Genomic DNA, 18808 nt, shown 5'->3' on the forward strand with positions numbered 1-18808 from the left:
TCGCCGATGGTAGTGTGGGGTTTCCCCATGTGAGAGTAGGTCATCGTCAAGCACCTATACCCAAAACCCCCAGGCCTAACCGCCCGGGGGTTTTGCTTTGTGTGGATAAAAAATATGGCTGTTTCCCGAGCTTAAAAAGGGAGGCTGTATCACAACGCCTGCCCTTAGACACTTAAAAAGTCCTGAAGCCTATAGGCTAAGAACCCTGCTCAATATCTTCGCTTGCTCCACCGTTGAAATGTAGGCCATGCTTTTTCAACTTGTCTGAAAGCGTTTTGCGTGGCAGCCCCAGCGCTTCCGCCATGCTGCGCAGTGAGCCATGTGATTGGTTTAGCTCCTGCACAAGTAGTGCCCGCTCGAATGACTCCACCTGCTCGCTCAGGTTACTGGTCAAACCTGGCATTTCCATAACATGAGCGGACGGAGCTGCAGAGCCATGAGCATCATGGTTGTCCAAAGCGAGCTCTAGTCCCAGTGCAAACCGTTCCGCTGCATTTTGTAGCTCTCGAACGTTTCCAGGCCAGCGGTGCCCCATGAGAGCAGCACGCTGTGAACCATCCAGCTCCCGTAAGGGTAAATGATGCCGCGCTGCGGCTGCTTCGGTGAAGTGACGGAAGAGTGTTAGGATATCTTCGCTTCGCTCACGAAGGGGCGGGATCTTCAGACTGGCAACGTTTAAGCGATAATAAAGGTCGGCTCGAAAGCGGCCTTGGTCTGCCGCTTGTCTCAAGTCTTCTTTGGTTGCAGCTATTACTCGAATATCTAACGGTATCTGCTGATTGGAGCCAACTCTTTCTACAACACGTTCTTGAAGCAACCGCAATAGCTTGACCTGAACATCCAGGCTCATGCTTTCAATTTCATCTAGAAAGACAGTTCCGCCGTTAGCGTACTCGAACTTCCCGATGCGTCGTTTTTGGGCGCCTGTGAATGCGCCTTGCTCATGGCCAAAAAGCTCGCTCTCGACCACCGACTCGGCCAGTGCACCAGCATTAATAGCGACAAAGGGCCCGCCTTTTCGTGTAGAAAGATCATGCAATGCCCGGGCAACAACCTCTTTGCCTGCTCCTGTCTCTCCTAGAATGAGTACATCAGCATGAGTAGATGCCAGCGCGCCGATTTGGTCACGTAAGCGGCTCATGCTAGGTGCTTGGCCAATCAGCCGGGTCTGCAATTCCTTGCGTTCAGCCAGTGCCAGCCTAAGGCTGCGGTTCTCAAGGACAAGGCGACGAACTTCCAGTGCACGACGCACGCTATCAAGCAGGGCATCGTTCGCAAAGGGCTTTTCTAAAAAATCATAGGCGCCTGCCCGCATGGCCTGAACAGCCAATGGAACATCGCCGTGCCCTGTAATCAATACGACAGGCAGATCAGCGTCCTGGTTATGCAATTGCCCTAGGAGTTCAATACCGTCGATACCAGGCATGCGGATATCGCTGACTACAACGCCTGGCCATTCACGTACAAGTTGCATGTCCAGCGTACGCGCATCTGCAAGCGTTACAACTTTAAGCCCTGCCAGGTCTAGTGTCTGACTTAAAGCCTGACGAAGGTGAGGGTCGTCGTCGATCAAAAGCACTTGGCTGTTGGTATCGAAAGGCAGAGGAGACGTCATGAGTAATTTAAAACCTGATCATCATTAAGCACGAATGAAATGTTGTTGCCGTCATAAGTTTTGCATAAGCCGAGCGATCCGAGCGATCAGCCACGCATCTCCTCTTGCGGTACTGATGCCACGCCAGGCTTGCCGTGTAATAAGAACAGGCGAACCTCGGCGCCACCTTCCATATGATTGGATAGGTGCAGATGTCCGCCTAATGCGCGGAGCAATGTATCGCAGATCGCAAGACCCAGCCCAAGCCCCTGGGTAGTTGCCTTTGTTGTAAAAAACGGCTCATGCGCTCTGGCCAGTGCTTCAGCAGAAAAGCCTGGGCCATTGTCACGGATAACCAGTGTCACGCCTTTCTCATCCTGATTGGCGATCAGCCAAAGTCGGCGAGGTGGCCCTTTTTCTATCAATGCATCCAGAGCATTAGTGAGCAGATTATTGATGATCTGGCGCAGCCGTGTTTCACCAGCTTGCACCCATAATGGAGCATCAGGCAGGTCCCTAATCAGCTCGACGTTCATGGCCCGCCGACGGGCTGCTAGTAATGCTAACGAGTCTTCCAGGGCCGCTTGTAGCGCAACGCTTTCTGGTGCTCTTCTTGCACCACGAGCATATGCCTTGAGGTGGGAGATGATATTGGCCATGCGCGTCGTCAATTCACCAATCAGCTTTAGATTGCCACGGGCATCATCCACTCGACCATGATCCAGCAAGACCGCCGCGTTTTCGGCATAGCTGCGAATGGCCGCCAGCGGCTGGTTCAGCTCATGGCTGATACTGGCTGACATGGTGCCCAGAGCAGACAGCTTCCCCGCTTGGACAACCTCATCTTGTGCTCGCATAAGTTCGCGTTGAGCCTGCTCGCGATCGTGCACCTCCTGTTGCAGACGTTGGTTTAGCGTCTGCAAGTCCTGAGTACGCTCCTGTACGCTCAATTCCAGATCACGCTTAGCCCGAGCATCCAATGCGATTCGCTCAAGATAATGTCGACGCCTTAAGGTCATGACGGCCAATAGGAGAAGCAGGGCCAGTAATGTCGCCCCTCCTATGTATAGAACGCTACGTACCTGGCGTTCAAGCAAATCACGGGGAGCCAGGATTCGTGCTGTCCAGCCAATTTCATCTAGAAAGCGCTGTTGGATTAGCCACTGGTTATCACTAATTTCCAAGGGTTCGAGTGAGCCCCTGGGGTAAGGCAGATTGCGTGCGATAACGTCACGTTGTTCATCATTCAACGGGCGGCTGGCTCGAAAGCGCCACTCATTGCGGGAGGTCAGGATCACTACACCAAAGCTGTCGGTGACCAGGAGTTGTTCAGGCGTTCGTCCCCAGAGCTTTTCAGGGCCATCCAGGTCTACTTTGACGACCACGACTCCGATGACGTTTCCACCATCATGTACGGGCGCTGCGAAATAGTAGCCTCGTTTACCGGATGTGGTTCCAAGTCCAAAGAAACGACCGGATTTGTTCTGCATTGCTTCCTGATAATACGGACGGAAAGAAAAATCACGCCCAACAAAGCTGTCCGGCTCATTCCAGTTCGATGTGGCTTGGCAGTATCCGTCGGCTCGCATCAGGTAAATCACGTCTGCCCCGGTACGCTGCCGAATCCGCTCCAGCAACTGATTAGCTGATCTTTGCGTATCTGCATCGACCGGATCATGCAGCGAGGCGCGAAGCGCGGGCATATCGCCCAGCAGATCCGGTAAGACTTCATAGCGCCGAAGCGTACCCAATAGGTTCGCTACGTAGAGATCCAGCGTTTGTCGGTTCTGCTCAGCCAATTGCTGGCTGTAGTATCTGTGAGCCGCGTAATGCAAGGGCCAAAGCAAGGGCGCAAGAAAAAGGGCCAATACAGCCAGGGTACGCCAACGAGGGCGGTTGGGAAGCATAAATATTGCTCACACTCATGGTGTAATAATGGCTCCTATTATGCGTTGGCCCATGGCGTCGATACAGGACTTCGCTGCCAGCGAACGATCAGCAAATATAGAAGATAGGGAGAATGATTGATTATGACTTCAGTTATATCGTACGGCGCGCCTGCCGCGGGATAGCCGCGCCGCTCATGGATAATTCAGGTTAAGAACTGCCTAGCTTTATCCTTTCTGTCGCTGTAACCGTTCCAATCGCCGCCATTGTCCCTGATCCTTCACGAAGGTCACAACGCGATTATCCTTTTCGATGATGGTTGCCTTGGTGTATTCAGGCAGGTCGACCTGAAAATCTCTGCCTTCCAGAAAAACCCCCCCACAATTGCTCGGGTCATTGCGAAAGTCTGCTGGCTGCGGTCGCAGCTCGTAAATACCCCGATGAAAAAGCAGGTTTGCATAGCCGCGAACGCTCATGTCAGTAGATAGCACTGCACATTTAACATCTAGCTCCTGCTCGACCAGCGATACCAGCTGCTTGTTTTGCTCATCAATCTGGGGCCAGGCCGCGTAGGTATTAATGTCCTTCTTATACGTCATGCAGCCTTGTATTGCTGCTAGGGCGATCAGCCCTGCCAATACGGTTCTGCCTTTGGTCCTGAAGTAAAGCAAGGACAACCCAATCAGCAGTGCTGCCGGGAAGATGAACTTCAAACGGTCAAATGAAAACTGTGTGGCATGCTGAAGCATGATCAGGTTTTCCAGTAGCGGTACGCTGGCCGCGATGAGAACCACCAGCGTAATCGATAATGCTCTGTTTGACGTACTCTGGCTTTTCTTCAGCCAGATGAGTCCCGCCGCTGTTATCAGCATGGCTGCGATGAAATAGCCATAGGAGAGCACATAGGCATGTAGCAGATCGGACAAACTGCCGGCACCCGCGCTACGGGCTAGGAAGCGTCTGGCGAAGGCTTTGAGTGTGGGCAGCAAACCGGCAGCAAGACTGTAATGCAGGATAGTGATAACGCCTGCCAGGATGGTGGCTATACAGATTTTCTTGGATAGCCACCGTGAGCCTTCGATTCTCAGGGTGTTTACCCAAAGAATGCAGAATAGCCCGAAATTGAAGAAGTATCCTGTCCATTCGGTTAATGCGCCGAAGAAGGCCAGCGCGCAAAGCGCCCGGGCGTAGCGCTGACGGCTCTGTATATCAGTCACTGAACAGTATTTGAACAAGACAAACAGCGAAGACAGCAGGATCAGCTGATAGAAGCTTTGTACCCAGTAAATAACGCCATGGGAAAGCAAAGCCTCACGGCTGAAAATACCAATCGCGCAACCCATGAGTGCGCCAGAGACTGCTGACCACGCGTTCAGACCATTGAAGCGAAGGACCTTGAACAAGAAGGTAAACAGCAGCAGCGTGATGACCGAGCCTAGGACAAAATTGAAAAAGGCCAAGCTTTCCAACGATATATTCTGGCCCGATACCTTCAGTGCAAAGTAGGGTGCCAGAAAGCCATAGGGCGTAAAACTGGTATAGACGTAATCACCTGTTCGTGTAGGAATGGTCGCGCCCCAGGCGATGTGCTTGTCCTTTTCTTCGCCTAGCGAAATGGTGGGTAGATACCAATGGTGCGTGACATCGGACTCGTTTAACGCATTCAGGGTAATCAGGACATGGTAACTCGCTTCCAGGTTCTGGGAGCCTGTTACCTTCTCAAAATCATGTAGCCTGAAAAAAAGAGAGATGGCCAATAAGATACAGACGGCCACTATTCCTAAATAGAAAGGTTTTTGCTCCGAATACGTGGCCGTTTCCAACGAATAACCCAAACTCTTCATCTTTACCCCCTTTGGCATAGCTGAAAGGTCTTCAAAAGCCGGGCGCAGATGAACAAGCGGAGATAGCCCGGCAGGTGGCAGGCATTCCATGCGTATGTCAGGACGGCAATATCAGCAGGCCATGAACGTCAGGCGGAAGACGCGTCTGGAGCGGGCGCTCCGATGGCTACGCACACTGCTGTAAATCAGAATTTCTCTGACGAAGTGGCGGGTCGATCCTAGAAACAGTGACCCTGGTACAGATGGCACTAAACAATACAGACGATTTCAGAGCGCCATCCCGAAGTCTAGAAAGTAGAGGAGGGGCGTCAAGTTATAGCCGAGGTTGGGTATCTCTATGTTTTGGATATTTGAACTTGCCCATAAAATAGTCAAACTTTTGTATCAAGCTTGGGAAATAGAGTAGAAACTACCGGGGCCTCTCATTGTGCAGGCTTCTTTTCTTCGGCTGAGCGCTTGCTGTAGCGTTCGAATAGCCCGTAGCGCCATTGCCGCACTGCCAGAACGGTTGTGGTGCCAAAGCGCTGCGTTATGGGCAGTCCTGCCTCTTCCTCGCACAGGTTGTTAAATTCTCGCCCCAAGCGCTGAAGCTTTTGTTGCCACTGTGCATTTCCCGCGCGTGATAGCAGGCCGTTGAAGACCAGAAGTTGCTCCGACTCACCCTCGAAGCGTGAGTGAAAGAAGTCCTTGGCGACTTGCTCCTGAAAAAGTTGCTGGATCGGACCGCCCGGACGCCAGCGAAAATTTCGGCTGATCAACAGCTTGATGCGATTGTTGGGCAGCAATTCGATAAGCTTCAAACGATCCAGCCGTACCAGTAATCGGGTGCATTCGGCGGCTGTCAGCTGATACTGCTCAATGATGTTGGTAAAGCTATAGCCGTTGATCACGCACACGGCTACGAGTAGGAGCAGGCCATTGCTGGCAATCTCCTGCTCCTGGGCCTCGCTCAGCTCATCGGTTTGTCGCTGCTGCACGGACATGGCTTGCACGAGTTCGGTAATGTCCATGTCGATCACATTGCATACAAGTGACAGGCGCTGCAGGGTAAAGCTTTCTTCCGCGAACAGACGCTTGACCGAGGCTTCGCTCAGGTCAAGTGCCGCTGCCACATCGGCATACGTCTTACCGTGTGCCTTGAGCTGTTTTTTCAGGGTTTCGATCAGGGAAGAAACTTGGGCCATCTCGGCATCTCGAAAGGAAAAGGTAATGGCGGCCAAAAGTATCGAAAATTAATACCTAAGACATCTCTTAACGCTACGTTTTGTATTTTAGTTGTGGATTTTGAAGGGCCCCGGCAGTCTGCCTGCACTTCCATCCCGCTCCAGAGGCTTGTTATGGACAAACTGCACCGACTATCGGGCGCCTGGCCTTATCTGATCGCGATCTTTCTGAACGCATTCGTCGATCTCGGCCATAAGATCATCATTCAGAATACCGTCTTTAAAATCTATGACGGCTCTACTCAGATTGTGCTGACTGCCTTGGTCAATGGGCTGATGCTTCTGCCTTTCATTCTCTTATTCAGCCCTTCCGGTTATGTGGCGGATACCTTTCGCAAGCTATCCGTCATGCGGCTATCAGCCTGGGCGGCTGTCGGGATTACCGGCCTGATTACCTGGTCGTACTATGCCGGCTGGTTCTGGCTGGCGTTTGCCATGACGCTGCTGCTTGCTGTACAGGCCACTTTTTACTCACCAGCCAAGTACGGCTATATCAAGACCCTGTTTGGAAAGGCGCGGCTCGCTGAGGCCAATGGCCTGGTTCAAGCTGTTTCGATCGTAGCGATATTGGCTGGTACGTTTGTCTTTACCGCGCTTTTTGAAGGCAGCCTTTCTGCTGAGTCGAAAACAGCTGACGAGATGCTGCGGGATATCGCCCCGCTCGGATGGCTTCTGGTAATCAATAGCGTGATTGAGCTGGCGCTGTTGTACTGCTTGCCTGACAAGGAAGTACCCACCTCCAGCCGACCCTTTAACTGGCAGGATTACATCCATGGTCGTGCGGCTGTAGCAAACCTGCAAACGGTCAAGGCGCAATCGGTTATTCGCCTAGCCATTGTTGGGCTGGCAACATTCTGGTCGGTTGGGCAGGTCATGCTGGCAGCCTTTCCGTCTTACGCCAAGGACAGTCTGGGCGTCAGTAATACTCTGATCGTCCAGGGCATCCTGGCCTGCAGCGGTATCGGCATCGCGCTGGGTTCGGCGTTGGCAAGCAGCCTGTCGCGCAATCGCATCGAGACTGGCCTTGTTCCGCTGGGGGCGTTGGGTGTCGCCGTGGGGCTGGGCGGTTTGCTGCTGCTGGATTCACCGCTCTCCCATGCGCTCAACTTTGTTTTCATCGGTGTGATGGGCGGCCTGTTCATCGTGCCGCTCAACGCGCTGATTCAATTCCACGCGCCTGAAAAGGAATTGGGAACAGTACTTGCCGCTAGCAACTGGATACAGAACCTATCCATGCTAGGCTTTCTGATCCTGACGGCAGTTTTTGCACTGCTAGGCGTCGATAGTCGCTATCTGCTGGGCCTGATTGCTCTGGTTGCGTTGATAGGTGGCGCTTACACCGTAGGCAAGCTGCCGCAGAGTCTGGTCCGCTTTCTGCTCAGCTTTTTCATGACCCGTCATTACAAGGTGGAAGTACATAGCCTGCAAAATCTGCCCGCACAGGGCGGCGTCTTGTTGCTGGGTAACCACATCAGTTGGGTCGATTGGGCAATTGTACAGATTGCCTGCCCACGGCCTGTTCGCTTCGTGATGCTCAAGGATATCTACAACCTGTGGTTCATGCGCTGGTTCTTCAAATCTCTGGGCTGTATTCCTATTCAGCCGGGTGCCGGTGCTGCCCAGGCGTTGGATCAGGTAGCAGAATTGCTCAATGCTGGCGAGGTGGTCTGCCTGTTCCCCGAGGGAGCCATCAGCCGCAACGGTCAGCTGGGTGAGTTTCGGAAGGGCTATGAGCGCGCATGTGAAAAGGCCAATGCAGATGTACTGATCGTACCGTTCTATTTGCGTGGGTTGTGGGGTAGTCAGTTCTCGCGCTCATCCAGCAAGCTGAAGGAACTGCGCGACTCACCTTTGCACCGTTCTGTAGTCGTCGCCTTTGGCAAGACCTTGCCCAAAGACACGCCTGCCGATGTTCTCAAGCGCCGGATATTCGACCAGACCATTCGCTCCTGGCAGATCTATATGGAAGACCTGCCAACCCTGGCCGATGCCTGGATCGAAACCGTCAAGCGTCGCAGCGGGCAGTTGGCGATTGCCGACAGCCTCGGCAAGCCAATGAAGGCGGCTCAGGCGCTTGCCGCCAGCAGTGCTATGGCGCGTCGTATCACCAAGCTCAGCCCAGAGCAGAACGTAGGGCTATTACTACCGACCAGTGCCGGTGGTGTGCTGGCTAATATGGCAACCCTGCTGGCTGGCAAGACGCTGGTCAATCTCAACTATACGGCAAGTCAGGAGGCCCTCCGCTCAGCACTGGAGCAGGCCGGCATACAAACGGTCTATAGCTCCAAACGTTTCGTCGAAAAGCTCGAGCAGCGAGGGCTGCCGGTCAAGGCTGTACTGGAAGGGCGCCGTGTTGTCTATCTGGAAGATATGCGACAGGAGTTCAGCAAGACCGAGCTTGCGGCAACCTGGCTGGCGATCCGCCTGTTGCCTGCCTGGATGCTACGTCCGCTGCTGAGTCGAGCGCACAACCCTGAGGCAACTGCGGCCATTCTGTTCTCCAGCGGTAGTGAGGGTGCGCCTAAGGGGGTCATGCTCAGTCACCGTAATATCATGGCGAACCTGAAGCAGACATCCGATGTGCTCAATACTGAGAATGACGACGTTGTCATGGCCTCGCTGCCGCTGTTCCATGCATTTGGTTTGACGGTTACACAGTTCCTGCCATTGATCGAAGGGCTGCCAATGGTCTGTCATGCGGACCCGACCGACGTCATGGGCATTGCCAAGGCAGTCACGACGTATCGTGCCACTATCATGTGCGGCACATCCACCTTCCTGCGGCTCTTTACCCGTAACCGCAAGGTGCACCCGCTTATGCTGGACAGCTTGCGCATCATCGTCGCGGGTGCCGAAAAGCTCAGTGATGATGTCCGCGAGTCCTTCAAGCTCAAATTCAACAAGGAGATTTATGAGGGCTACGGTGCGACTGAAACGGCGCCTGTCGCCTCGGTCAACCTGCCGGACGCCATTGATGTAGCCTATATGCAGGTACAGTGCGGCGGTAAACAGGGCACAGTAGGGATGCCGTTACCTGGTACCAGTCTCAAGATCGTTGATCCAGAGAGCTTTGAAGAGTTACCTACAGGCCAGGAAGGCATGATTCTCATTGGTGGCCCCCAGGTCATGCAGGGCTACCTGAACAATCCTGCCAAGACAGCCAGTGCCATTCATGAGCTTGACGGCGTACGATGGTACGTGACGGGCGATAAGGGACGACTGGACGAGGATGGCTTCCTGACCATCGTGGACCGGTATTCACGGTTTGCGAAAATCGGGGGCGAGATGGTCAGCCTGGGCTCTGTTGAACAGGCTCTCATCAAGCTGATCGACAACCCCGAAATCGAAGTCATGGCTGTCAATGTGCCGGATGCCAAGAAAGGCGAACGTATTGTGATTCTTCATGAGCAGCCTCTGGACACTGGTGCGCTGGAAAAGCGCATGCTTGAAGCAGGTTATAACCCGCTCATGGTGCCTTCTACTTGGATTCACGTGGATGCGCTGCCCAAGCTAGGCTCCGGTAAGGCAGATATTGCCTCGGCCAAAAAGCTTGCGCTGACTTCCGCCGTGGAGACCAGTGCTTCTGAGTAAGCTCCGCGTTAACGCTAAGGCCTGCTTATGCAGGCCTTTTGTATTTTAGAACCTAGATAGCTGTCTATTAAGCTCTAACGTATTTGCCCAACATCATGAGAGCTGTTGATGAACGAAAAAGAGCTGATCGCTATTGTTACCCGTGCCATTGATTCAGGTGACCTACCTGATTTCAGCCCCTCGATGACAGGCGCCTTGCTTTTCGAGACTCTGGTTGAGGAGTGGGACGCATTGAGCGAGGAGGGCCGAGGCAATCTAATGCTGGTATTGAGCATATTGGCCAAAAAACTTTCGAGCGAAGCCAAGGCAGAGCGGGAGACGCAGAAGATTCTGGATAGGCTGCGCAAGGGTTGAGTATAAGCTCTAGTAGCCTCTTGAGATGGGGACAGTAACGTTGTGCAAGCGACATAAATAAGGTATGGATAAGATTGAAAATTACTTCAGCTGTCCCCTTCCAGCCGTCTTTTCAATTCCTGCCAAGGCCTCCTCTCCCGTATCTCTTGTCAGCTCCTGACACCACGCCTGTGTGGCGCCGAGTTATGACTATGGCTGGTCTTAATGCGTTGTGGGCGCGAGTGATGATGGAGGTGGCGTACGCTTCCAGTGTTGTTTATATATCGTTGTGCTGTGGCAGTAGCTGAGTCTGGATCCAGGCATCTTTCATGACTTGGCAGCCGCCGTAGGCTAGATCAAGAGGAATGGCGTGGGCTGAGTCTTTTAATAAGGCTAGGCGGCCATCGACAAATGAACGCAGCCTTTGCGGCTCATGGCAAAGGCTAACGGCAGGCCGAAGTGGCTATGCCACCTGGGCCTGCTGTTGTTCTGCTTTATGATCGGGCGGAGCTTAATGACTAGCGGACGGTTTACGACGAAACAGCTTGCTGGCGATGCCGACCACTATCATGACCACTGCACCGGCGAAGATGCCGAATACAATATTGAACAGCGTAGGCGTCAGTACGCCTAGAACAGGGCCTATTGCCGGTACGCCTGCAGCCAGGTGCTCCAGGGTTTCAGTCAGATGATGAAGAGCCGGGATGCCATGGGTCAGAATGCCACCGCCTACCATGAACATGGCAATCGTTCCGACAACGGATAGCCCCTTCATTAGCATCGGAGCTGCATTCACAAGGCCTCGCCCGATTGTCTGTACAGCCGAGCCGCCGCGCTTGGATAGATAAAGCCCAAGATCATCCAGCTTTACGATACCGGCGACCAAACCATAGACCCCAACAGTCATGGCTATGGCAATCAGTGACATGACCACGACTTGTTGCATGAGCGACGCTTCAGCCACGATACCCAGGGTGATGGCAATGATTTCCGCGCTCAGAATGAAGTCTGTTCGAACCGCTCCGCGGATCTTTTCCTTTTCATAGGCCACAAGGTTAATGTTTGGATCAGCGACAGCTTTTACGTGCTCTGAAGAATCGTGACCATGAGGAGGCAAAAACTTATGCGCAAGCTTTTCTGTACCCTCGAAGCAGAGGTACGCACCGCCTAGCATCAGGAGCGGTGTTACCAGCCACGGTGCAAAGGCGCTGATCAGCAGCGCGGCGGGGACCAGAATGGCCTTGTTGATCAGTGAGCCTTTTCCTACGGCCCAGACCACAGGCAGCTCTCGCTCTGCCTTGATTCCAGTTACTTGTTGCGCATTGAGTGCAAGGTCATCACCCAATACGCCGGCTGTCTTTTTTGCAGCCACCTTGGACATGACGGAGACATCGTCCAGTACCGTGGCGATGTCGTCGAAAAGTGCAAAAAAACTACCTGCTGCCACAATGGTTTCCTTTCAAGTTAGATGTCCTTCCAGCGCGCGACCGGGCGAGGTTCGGCTCTGGAGCTTGCCTGATAGCGAAGCGGCGCCAGTATAAGGGAGCCGGGCGGTGGAGCTGATCAAGAAACTGAAGTAGGGGAGGCAAGGCTGATTGGGAGAGGTGCGGCCATTCCTGCGTGCGACCTGCTCCCAGCGGGCTGAATAACATCTCGCTGACTAGGAGCTGTTATTCGAAGCGTCCTTCCATATCACCTAACCAGTCGAATACGGCTCGGTCGGTAGGTGCTTTCAGGAGCTTCATCAATGCCTTAGCCATCGTTTACCTCTCTTCTTCTCTTGTCTCAATAGACCTGAGTCCCGGAGTGAGTCGAGGTTTCAACAGATGGATGTATAGCATTGTTAAGATGCAACGGAATGTTTCGCCTCTGTTTGCAAAGAGGTAAACCAAGCGTTCTGGCGTAAGAATTTTTCAAGCGCAAAAGAAAAAGGCCCGCATTTCTGCGAGCCTTTGAATTTGATGGTGCCGGCACCAAGAATCGAACTCGGGACCTACTGATTACAAGTCAGTTGCTCTACCAGCTGAGCTATACCGGCATCAATGGGCGCATTATAACGATTCTAAATCAGTTGTAAACCGGTGAATTTGCTCTATTTTCTTTTTTTCACTTCGGGCCGGTGTTTGGCGTACCGGAGCGCCGTTTGCCATGTAATAGGAGGCGGTGCTACGGGCCAGGGGCTGACGGCCGCGGATGTGGTCGGCAATCTTTTCGCCAATCATGATGGTGGTGGCGTTGAGGTTGCCAGTAATGATCAGCGGCATGATCGATGCGTCCACCACACGCAGGCCTTCAAGGCCATGGACGCGGCCTTGCCCGTCGACGACAGCCATGTCGTCGGTACCCATCTTGTTGGTACAGGAGGGGTGGTAGGCCGTTTCGGCATGCTGGCGCACGAACTCATCCAGCTGGGCATCCGTTACGCAATCCGCGCCTGGATTCAGCTCGCGACCGCGATAGGGGTCGAGCGCTGGCTGGTGCATGATCTCGCGGGTGAGACGAATGCTGTCACGGAATTCCTGCCAGTCCTGCTCGGTGCTCATGTAGTTGAAAAGGATGCTGGGATGCTGGCGCGGATCGCGTGATTTCAGGTGAACGCGACCCCGGCTCGGCGAGCGCATGGAGCCCACATGAGCCTGGAAGCCGTGGGCTTCGATGGCATTGCTGCCGTTGTAATTGATAGCGATCGGCAGGAAGTGGTACTGGATATTCGGCCACTCGAATTCATCGCTGGAGCGGATAAAGCCACCTGCCTCGAAGTGGTTACTGGCGCCGATGCCGGTGCCCTTGAGCATCCATTCCAGACCAATCTGGGGCTGGTTGTACCACTTCAGCGCCGGATACAGAGAGACCGGCTGCTTACACTCGTACTGCAGGTACATCTCCAGGTGGTCCTGCAGGTTTTGGCCAACCCCGGGCAGATCGTGCACGACGGGGATATCGAACTGACGCAGCAGGTCACTTGCACCTACGCCGGAGCGCTGAAGAATCTGTGGCGAAGCGATGGCGCCTGCACACAGGAGCACTTCACGACTGGCATGCACGGTGGTGATATCGCTGCTGTTGCCTTCCAGGAAAGCAACACCGATGGCGCGCTTGCCACTGAACAGGATGCGGTCCGTGGTGGCATGGGTGATGATGGTCAGGTTGGGGCGACCCTTTGCCTGATCTAGATAACCACGGGCGGTACTGGCACGTCGGCCATTGGGCGTCACGGTACGGTCCATCGGGCCGAAGCCTTCCTGCTGATAACCATTGAGGTCTTCCGTACGGGGGTAACCCGCCTGTACACCTGCCTCGATCATGGCTTCAAACAGCGGGTTCACGCCGGGCTTGGAGGTGGTCACGGATACCGGACCGTCACCGCCGTGATAATCGTTCGGGCCGACGTCACGTGTCTCGGCTTTGCGGAAGTAGGGCAGGCAGTCGAGGTATGTCCAGTCCTCCAAACCGTCAAGCTTGGCCCAGCCATCGAAATCCATAGCGTTACCGCGGATGTAGCACATGCCGTTGATCAGCGAAGAGCCACCCAGGCCCTTGCCTCGGCCGCATTCCATCCGGCGGTTGTTCATGTGTGGTTCGGAGTCAGTCTGGTAAGCCCAGTTGTACTGGGTGCCTTGAAGCGGGTAGGCCAGGGCGGCAGGCATTTGGGTGCGAAAATCGAGGCGATAGTCGGGGCCACCGGCTTCCAGCAGCAGGACGGTGACGTCTTTGTCTTCAGTGAGACGGGTCGCCAAAACGTTACCGGCAGAACCGGCACCGATGATGATGTAATCGAATTCTTTAGCCATGGTGGCACTCCTCCGTAAAGGGCGTCGAGATTGGCTGCATGACGCAGCGGCTCACGCGAAAACGGTGGGTCATGCGCGTCGGCTGACCCACCCTACGGGTAACGGTGATGCGGTTCAGAAGATCGAGGCGTAGTCGCCCAGCTCAACTTGTACGGACTTGATGCGGGTGTAGTTGCCGAGGGTGACCAGGCCATTCTCGCGGCCTACGCCGGAGTGCTTGTAACCGCCGACAGGCATCTCGGCTGGGGATTCGCCCCAGGTATTGATCCAGCAGATACCGGCTTCCAGACGATGGATCACACGGTGGGCGCGGGCGAGATCCTTGGTCACAAGACCGGCCGCCAGACCGTATTCGGTGTCGTTGGCGCGGCGGATTACCTCTTCTTCGGTGTCATACGCCAGGATGCTCATGACGGGACCAAAGATTTCTTCACGAGCAATGGTCATGTCATCACGGCAGTCTGTGAAGACAGTTGGCGCGACGTAACAGCCGTTGGCGAACTCGCCGGTGGTAACACGCTCACCACCACACAGCAAACGCGCACCTTCGCTGCGGCCATGCTCGATATAACGCAGGACGTTTTCCATATGAGCGGTGCTGACCAGCGGGCCGAAGTTGGTGTTTGGGTCCTGCGGGTCACCCAGACGAACGCGTTGTACACGCTCCAGGATCTTGGTCTCGAAACGTTCTTTGAGCGCGCTGGGCACAAAGACGCGGGTGCCGTTGGTGCATACCTGACCGGTACTGAAAAAGTTGGCCATCATGGCAATATCGGCCGCACGGTCGAGGTCGGCGTCATCGAAAATGATCAGTGGCGACTTGCCGCCTAGCTCCATGGTGACTTCCTTGAGCGTCGAGCCGGCAGCGCTGGCCATAACCTTCTTGCCGGTGGGCACGCCGCCGGTAAAGGAAATCTTCTCGATGCCCGGGTGCTCGGTCAGGGCTACGCCTACTTCGGCGCCAGCACCGTTGAGCACATTGAACACGCCATTGGGCACACCTGCCTCGGTATAAATCTCGGCCAGCTTAAGCGCCGTCAGGGGAGTGACTTCGCTGGGCTTGAAGATCATGGCATTACCGGCGGCCAGGGCTGGGGCGGATTTCCACAGGGCAATCTGGATTGGATAGTTCCAGGCGCCAATGCCTGCGACCACGCCCAGCGGCTCGCGGCGGGTATAGACAAACGAGGTATCGCGCAGCGGGATCTGTTCGCCTTCCAGTGCGGGGATCAGACCCGCGTAATATTCAAGCACGTCGGCACCGGTCACGATGTCCACGGCCTGGGTTTCGGTCAGCGGCTTGCCGGTATCCAGGGTCTCCAGGGCGGCGAGCTCATCGTTACGCTCACGGAGGATATCCACGGCCTTGCGCAGAATGCGGGATCGCTGCATGGCCGTCATGGCGGCCCAGACCTTTTGGCCCTCGGCAGCACTGGCCACGGCGCGATCAACGTCCTTCCGGCTGGCCTGCTGTACGTGGGCGATGACCTCGCCATTGGCCGGATTGATTGCCTGGAAGGTTTTGCCGCTGGTGGCATCGACGTAACCGCCGCCGATGTAGAGCTTTTGAGTGTCGAGCTGGGTCATGATGATTCTCTCCCTTGTCAGTTAGCCGCTCGGGCCAGCTGCTGGTCTAGATAATCGAAGGCAATGCGCAGCGCTTCGTCGATGTCGAATTCACCACCCGCCAGGGCACCGCGCAGCCACAGGCCGTCGATGATTGCGGCCAGACCGCGTGCGGCACGGCGGGCTTCCTGTGCAGGCAGCGCCTTGTGGAACTCACAGCACAAGTTTGAATACAGCCGTGCATCGTTGATGCGTTGCAGGCGGTGCAGGGCCGGCTGATGCATGCTGCTGGCCCAGAAGGCCAGCCAGGTCTTCATGGCCGGACCGTTAACCTGACTGTCGTCGAAGTTGCCCTCGATAATGGCGCGCAGGTGGGCGCACGGGCTGTTATCGGTCAGCGTGGCGCGACGCTCGCGAACCGCCGTGCGCAACGCCGACATCAGGTGGCGCATGGTCGCTTCGAGCAGGCCATTTTTGTCCTGGAAGTAGTGACTGATGATCCCGTTGGATACACCGGCCTTCTTGGCAATGAGGGCGATGCTCGCCTCGCTCATCCCGACTTCGTCAACCGCTTCCAGCGTGGCAGCAATCAGCTGGGAACGACGAATAGGTTGCATGCCGACTTTTGGCATTGCGGTTATCTCCTCGCATTCACGCATCACCTAAGTTGCCTTCAGTCTACTGTTTTTTAATTGAACGATCAATCAATAAAAAGTTCGGGACGTGCGAGTACTAGCCTTGAGCCCTGTGTTTACTAGGCTCAGGACGGCTAAACCAATCTATGTCAGAGGCATTAAGGCCGCCCGGATGGGCGGCCTGTCATGGGTCAGCCGGCCTGGGAAAAGGCGGTCCGGAGAGGAGTCACCTCGGACTCCTCATGACTTTTCTCCAGGTTTTTACCCAACAGCGCGTGATAGAGCTCGGTGTCCCCCAGAATGCCTACCACGCAGCCGTTTTGCTGAAGGATGAGCTTGTTGCCGGTGTGATAGCGGATTTCCAGCGCATCGCGCATCCGAATGCTGGCGTCGACCAGGGTAGGCTGACGCTTGAGCGCTTCGACCGGCTCGCCAGGCGCCCAGCGCTGTACGCTGACACTATCGCCGCTGCGCCGCAGTGATTTGACGTTGCGTGCATCGCTCAGGCTGGCCCAGTAGTCACGGGTGCTGTCCAGGCAGAGTTCATTGCCTTCGCGGCGGCACTGCTCGATCGGCTTCATGAGGCTGTAACCGCATAGTACGTTGAGCGGGTTGGTATGGGCTACGAAGGTTCGTACGTAGTCGTCTGCCGGATTGAGCACGATATCTTCGGGCTTGCCATGCTGGATGATGCGTCCGTCTTTCATGATCGCGATATTGGTGCCGAGCTTGAGCGCTTCATCCAGGTCGTGGCTGACGAATACGATGGTCTTGTTGACCTTGCTCTGTAGGGCGAGCAGCTCGTCCTGCAGTTGTTGGCGGATCAGCGGATCGAGCGCGGAGAAAGGTTCGTCCATCAAGAGAATGTCGGCGTCCATGGCGAGGGCACGGGCCAAACCGACGCGCTGCTGCATGCCGCCTGAAAGGGCGGAGGGCTTGCTGTTGCGCCACTGGGTAAGACCTACCAGCTCCAGCTTTTCATCGATAATTTTCTTGCGCTCGGCCGTGGAGCGGCCCTGCATTTCCAGGCCGAACCCAACATTCTCCGCAACAGTCAGCCAGGGCATAAGGGCAAATTTCTGGAACACCATGGCGATGCGGGAGGTGCGCATTTCCTTCAGGGTTGAGGGCGAGCAATTGGCGATGTCCACTTCGCTGCCATTGTGCTCAATGAGCAGGCGACCACGGCTGACTGTGTTAAGGCCGTTGATGCAGCGCAGCAGGCTGGACTTGCCTGAGCCGGACAGCCCCATGAGGACACAGATTTCACCTTTCTGGATTTCTAGGCAGGCATTTTCCACGCCCAGTACCTGGCCGGTCTGCTCGAAGATTTCGGATCGGCCAAGGCCTTTATCCAGCAGCTCTACGGCTTGTTTGGTCTGTTTGCCGAAGATGACGTCGACATTCTCGAAACGGATTGCGCTCATCAGTGTTCTCCTCTGGCATTGGGCTGCTTGCAGACACGGTCGAGCAGAATGGCCAGCAGTACGATGGCTAGGCCCGCTTCGAAGCCTAGGGCGATATCCGCCGTATTCAGAGCGTTCACCACAGGCTTGCCGAGGCCGTCGGCACCTACGAGTGCGGCAATTACTACCATCGAGAGCGACAGCATGATGCATTGCGTGATACCCGCGGCAATGCTGGGCATGGCATGGGGCAGCTCAATCCGTGTCAGGAGTTGCCAGCGGGAACAGCCAAAGGCTTTACCGGCATCCATGAGTTCTTCCGGAACGTCCTGAATGCCCAGGCACGTCAGGCGGATCGGGGCGGCGATCGCAAAGATTACGGTAGAGATCAGGCCGGGTACGACGCCCAGGCCGAACAGGGTCAGCGTAGGGATCAGGTACACGAACGTCGGCACGGTCTGCATCAAGTCCAGCAACGGACGCAATGTGGCGAAGAACCAGGGTTTATGGGCCGCTACGATACCCAGCGGCACGCCAATGGCGATACAGACAAGGGTGGCAAAGATGACTTGAGACAGGGTTTCAATGGTCTCCTGCCAGTATCCCAGGTTAATGATCAGAAGTAGCGAGGCGGCGGCAAACAGCGTGAGGGCAAGGCTGCGTTGAATGAAGTAGACCAGCGCCACAAGGATCGCAGTCAGGGCCAGGGGGTTGAACCAGAGCAGGGCTCCCGTGGTGCTTGAGATGACGGTAGAAAGGGCATCGGAAATCAGGTCAAAGAATCCCGAGAAGTTCATGATCAGCCAGTCGACAAAATCGGAAATGGCTTGCCCCAGCGGGAGCTTATGGTCGGTAAGGAACATAGATAAAATCCCTGGAGTTGAGTATCAACAATCCAGCGACCTGGATAGCCCGCCTTTAGCGGCCGGGCTGTCCAG

12 protein-coding genes and 1 tRNA gene are annotated in these 18808 nt (G+C 55.2%); 2 read left to right on the plus strand and 11 right to left on the minus strand.

Annotation, left to right across the window (positions count from 1 at the left end; genetic code table 11):
• Positions 1-196: 196 nt before the first annotated feature.
• From QWJ10_RS16865 to QWJ10_RS16880, 4 genes are all read right to left on the minus strand, one after another.
• Positions 197-1615 carry a sigma-54 dependent transcriptional regulator gene (locus tag QWJ10_RS16865; RefSeq protein ID WP_019365329.1) on the minus strand — a complete coding sequence of 473 codons (1419 nt, stop codon included), beginning with the start codon at positions 1613-1615 and terminating at the stop codon, positions 197-199.
• Positions 1616-1701: 86 nt separating this feature from the next.
• A complete protein-coding gene (locus tag QWJ10_RS16870) occupies positions 1702-3501 on the minus strand; it encodes an ATP-binding protein (protein WP_122041296.1) in 1800 nt (599 codons plus the stop codon).
• A gap of 207 nt (positions 3502-3708) precedes the next feature.
• Positions 3709-5325, minus strand: coding sequence for a hypothetical protein (locus QWJ10_RS16875; RefSeq protein WP_289928229.1), 1617 nt, complete (start codon positions 5323-5325; stop codon positions 3709-3711).
• 422 nt (positions 5326-5747) lie between these two features.
• Positions 5748-6509, minus strand: coding sequence for a helix-turn-helix transcriptional regulator (locus QWJ10_RS16880; RefSeq protein ID WP_010796221.1), 762 nt, complete (start codon positions 6507-6509; stop codon positions 5748-5750).
• Between the two features lie 153 nt (positions 6510-6662).
• Between QWJ10_RS16880 and QWJ10_RS16885 the strand changes: the two genes are divergently transcribed.
• Both QWJ10_RS16885 and QWJ10_RS16890 read left to right on the plus strand, forming a co-directional pair.
• On the plus strand, positions 6663-10139 hold the full coding sequence (locus QWJ10_RS16885; protein ID WP_289928232.1) for an acyl-[ACP]--phospholipid O-acyltransferase: 3477 nt from the start codon (positions 6663-6665) through the stop codon (positions 10137-10139).
• A 108-nt stretch (positions 10140-10247) separates the two neighbouring features.
• A complete protein-coding gene (locus tag QWJ10_RS16890; RefSeq protein ID WP_289928234.1) occupies positions 10248-10493 on the plus strand; it encodes a hypothetical protein in 246 nt (81 codons plus the stop codon).
• A 490-nt stretch (positions 10494-10983) separates the two neighbouring features.
• Here the strand turns inward: QWJ10_RS16890 and QWJ10_RS16895 are convergent, their stop codons facing one another.
• The 7 genes from QWJ10_RS16895 to choW form a co-directional block, all read right to left on the minus strand.
• The gene (locus QWJ10_RS16895) at positions 10984-11919 is read right to left on the minus strand and encodes a DUF808 domain-containing protein (protein WP_289928237.1); all 936 of its coding nucleotides are present in this window, start codon (positions 11917-11919) and stop codon (positions 10984-10986) included.
• A 515-nt stretch (positions 11920-12434) separates the two neighbouring features.
• Positions 12435-12510: transfer RNA gene (locus QWJ10_RS16900), tRNA-Thr, on the minus strand.
• 13 nt (positions 12511-12523) lie between these two features.
• Entirely contained in the window at positions 12524-14263 is a 1740-nt protein-coding gene (gene betA / locus QWJ10_RS16905; protein ID WP_289928240.1) for a choline dehydrogenase, read from the minus strand.
• A gap of 114 nt (positions 14264-14377) precedes the next feature.
• Positions 14378-15850: a betaine-aldehyde dehydrogenase gene (gene betB, locus QWJ10_RS16910; protein ID WP_289928241.1), complete on the minus strand. Its 1473-nt coding sequence runs from the start codon at positions 15848-15850 to the stop codon at positions 14378-14380.
• Between the two features lie 17 nt (positions 15851-15867).
• Positions 15868-16461 (minus strand): transcriptional regulator BetI, encoded by a 594-nt coding sequence (gene betI / locus QWJ10_RS16915; RefSeq protein WP_289928243.1) that lies wholly within the window; start codon positions 16459-16461, stop codon positions 15868-15870.
• 194 nt (positions 16462-16655) lie between these two features.
• Positions 16656-17891 (minus strand): choline ABC transporter ATP-binding protein, encoded by a 1236-nt coding sequence (choV, locus tag QWJ10_RS16920; protein WP_122041318.1) that lies wholly within the window; start codon positions 17889-17891, stop codon positions 16656-16658.
• Positions 17891-18733 carry a choline ABC transporter permease subunit gene (gene choW / locus QWJ10_RS16925; protein WP_289928247.1) on the minus strand — a complete coding sequence of 281 codons (843 nt, stop codon included), beginning with the start codon at positions 18731-18733 and terminating at the stop codon, positions 17891-17893. Before choW ends, choV begins: the two co-directional genes overlap by 1 nt.
• Positions 18734-18808: the final 75 nt, after the last annotated feature.

The organism is Pseudomonas sp. WAC2, from assembly GCF_030403525.1.
GTDB classification, from domain to species: domain Bacteria; phylum Pseudomonadota; class Gammaproteobacteria; order Pseudomonadales; family Pseudomonadaceae; genus Chryseomonas; species Chryseomonas luteola.

What these genes read in the sequence shown, in the direction of transcription:
- QWJ10_RS16865 (WP_019365329.1), bottom strand. Translation starts at nt 1,615, where the DNA reads ATGACGTCTCCTCTGCCTTTCGATACCAACAGCCAAGTGCTTTTGATC.
- QWJ10_RS16870 (WP_122041296.1), bottom strand. Translation starts at nt 3,501, where the DNA reads ATGCTTCCCAACCGCCCTCGTTGGCGTACCCTGGCTGTATTGGCCCTT.
- QWJ10_RS16875 (WP_289928229.1), bottom strand. Translation starts at nt 5,325, where the DNA reads ATGAAGAGTTTGGGTTATTCGTTGGAAACGGCCACGTATTCGGAGCAA.
- QWJ10_RS16880 (WP_010796221.1), bottom strand. Translation starts at nt 6,509, where the DNA reads ATGGCCCAAGTTTCTTCCCTGATCGAAACCCTGAAAAAACAGCTCAAG.
- QWJ10_RS16885 (WP_289928232.1), top strand. Translation starts at nt 6,663, where the DNA reads ATGGACAAACTGCACCGACTATCGGGCGCCTGGCCTTATCTGATCGCG.
- QWJ10_RS16890 (WP_289928234.1), top strand. Translation starts at nt 10,248, where the DNA reads ATGAACGAAAAAGAGCTGATCGCTATTGTTACCCGTGCCATTGATTCA.
- betA (WP_289928240.1), bottom strand. Translation starts at nt 14,263, where the DNA reads ATGGCTAAAGAATTCGATTACATCATCATCGGTGCCGGTTCTGCCGGT.
- betB (WP_289928241.1), bottom strand. Translation starts at nt 15,850, where the DNA reads ATGACCCAGCTCGACACTCAAAAGCTCTACATCGGCGGCGGTTACGTC.
- betI (WP_289928243.1), bottom strand. Translation starts at nt 16,461, where the DNA reads ATGCCAAAAGTCGGCATGCAACCTATTCGTCGTTCCCAGCTGATTGCT.
- choV (WP_122041318.1), bottom strand. Translation starts at nt 17,891, where the DNA reads ATGAGCGCAATCCGTTTCGAGAATGTCGACGTCATCTTCGGCAAACAG.
- choW (WP_289928247.1), bottom strand. Translation starts at nt 18,733, where the DNA reads ATGTTCCTTACCGACCATAAGCTCCCGCTGGGGCAAGCCATTTCCGAT.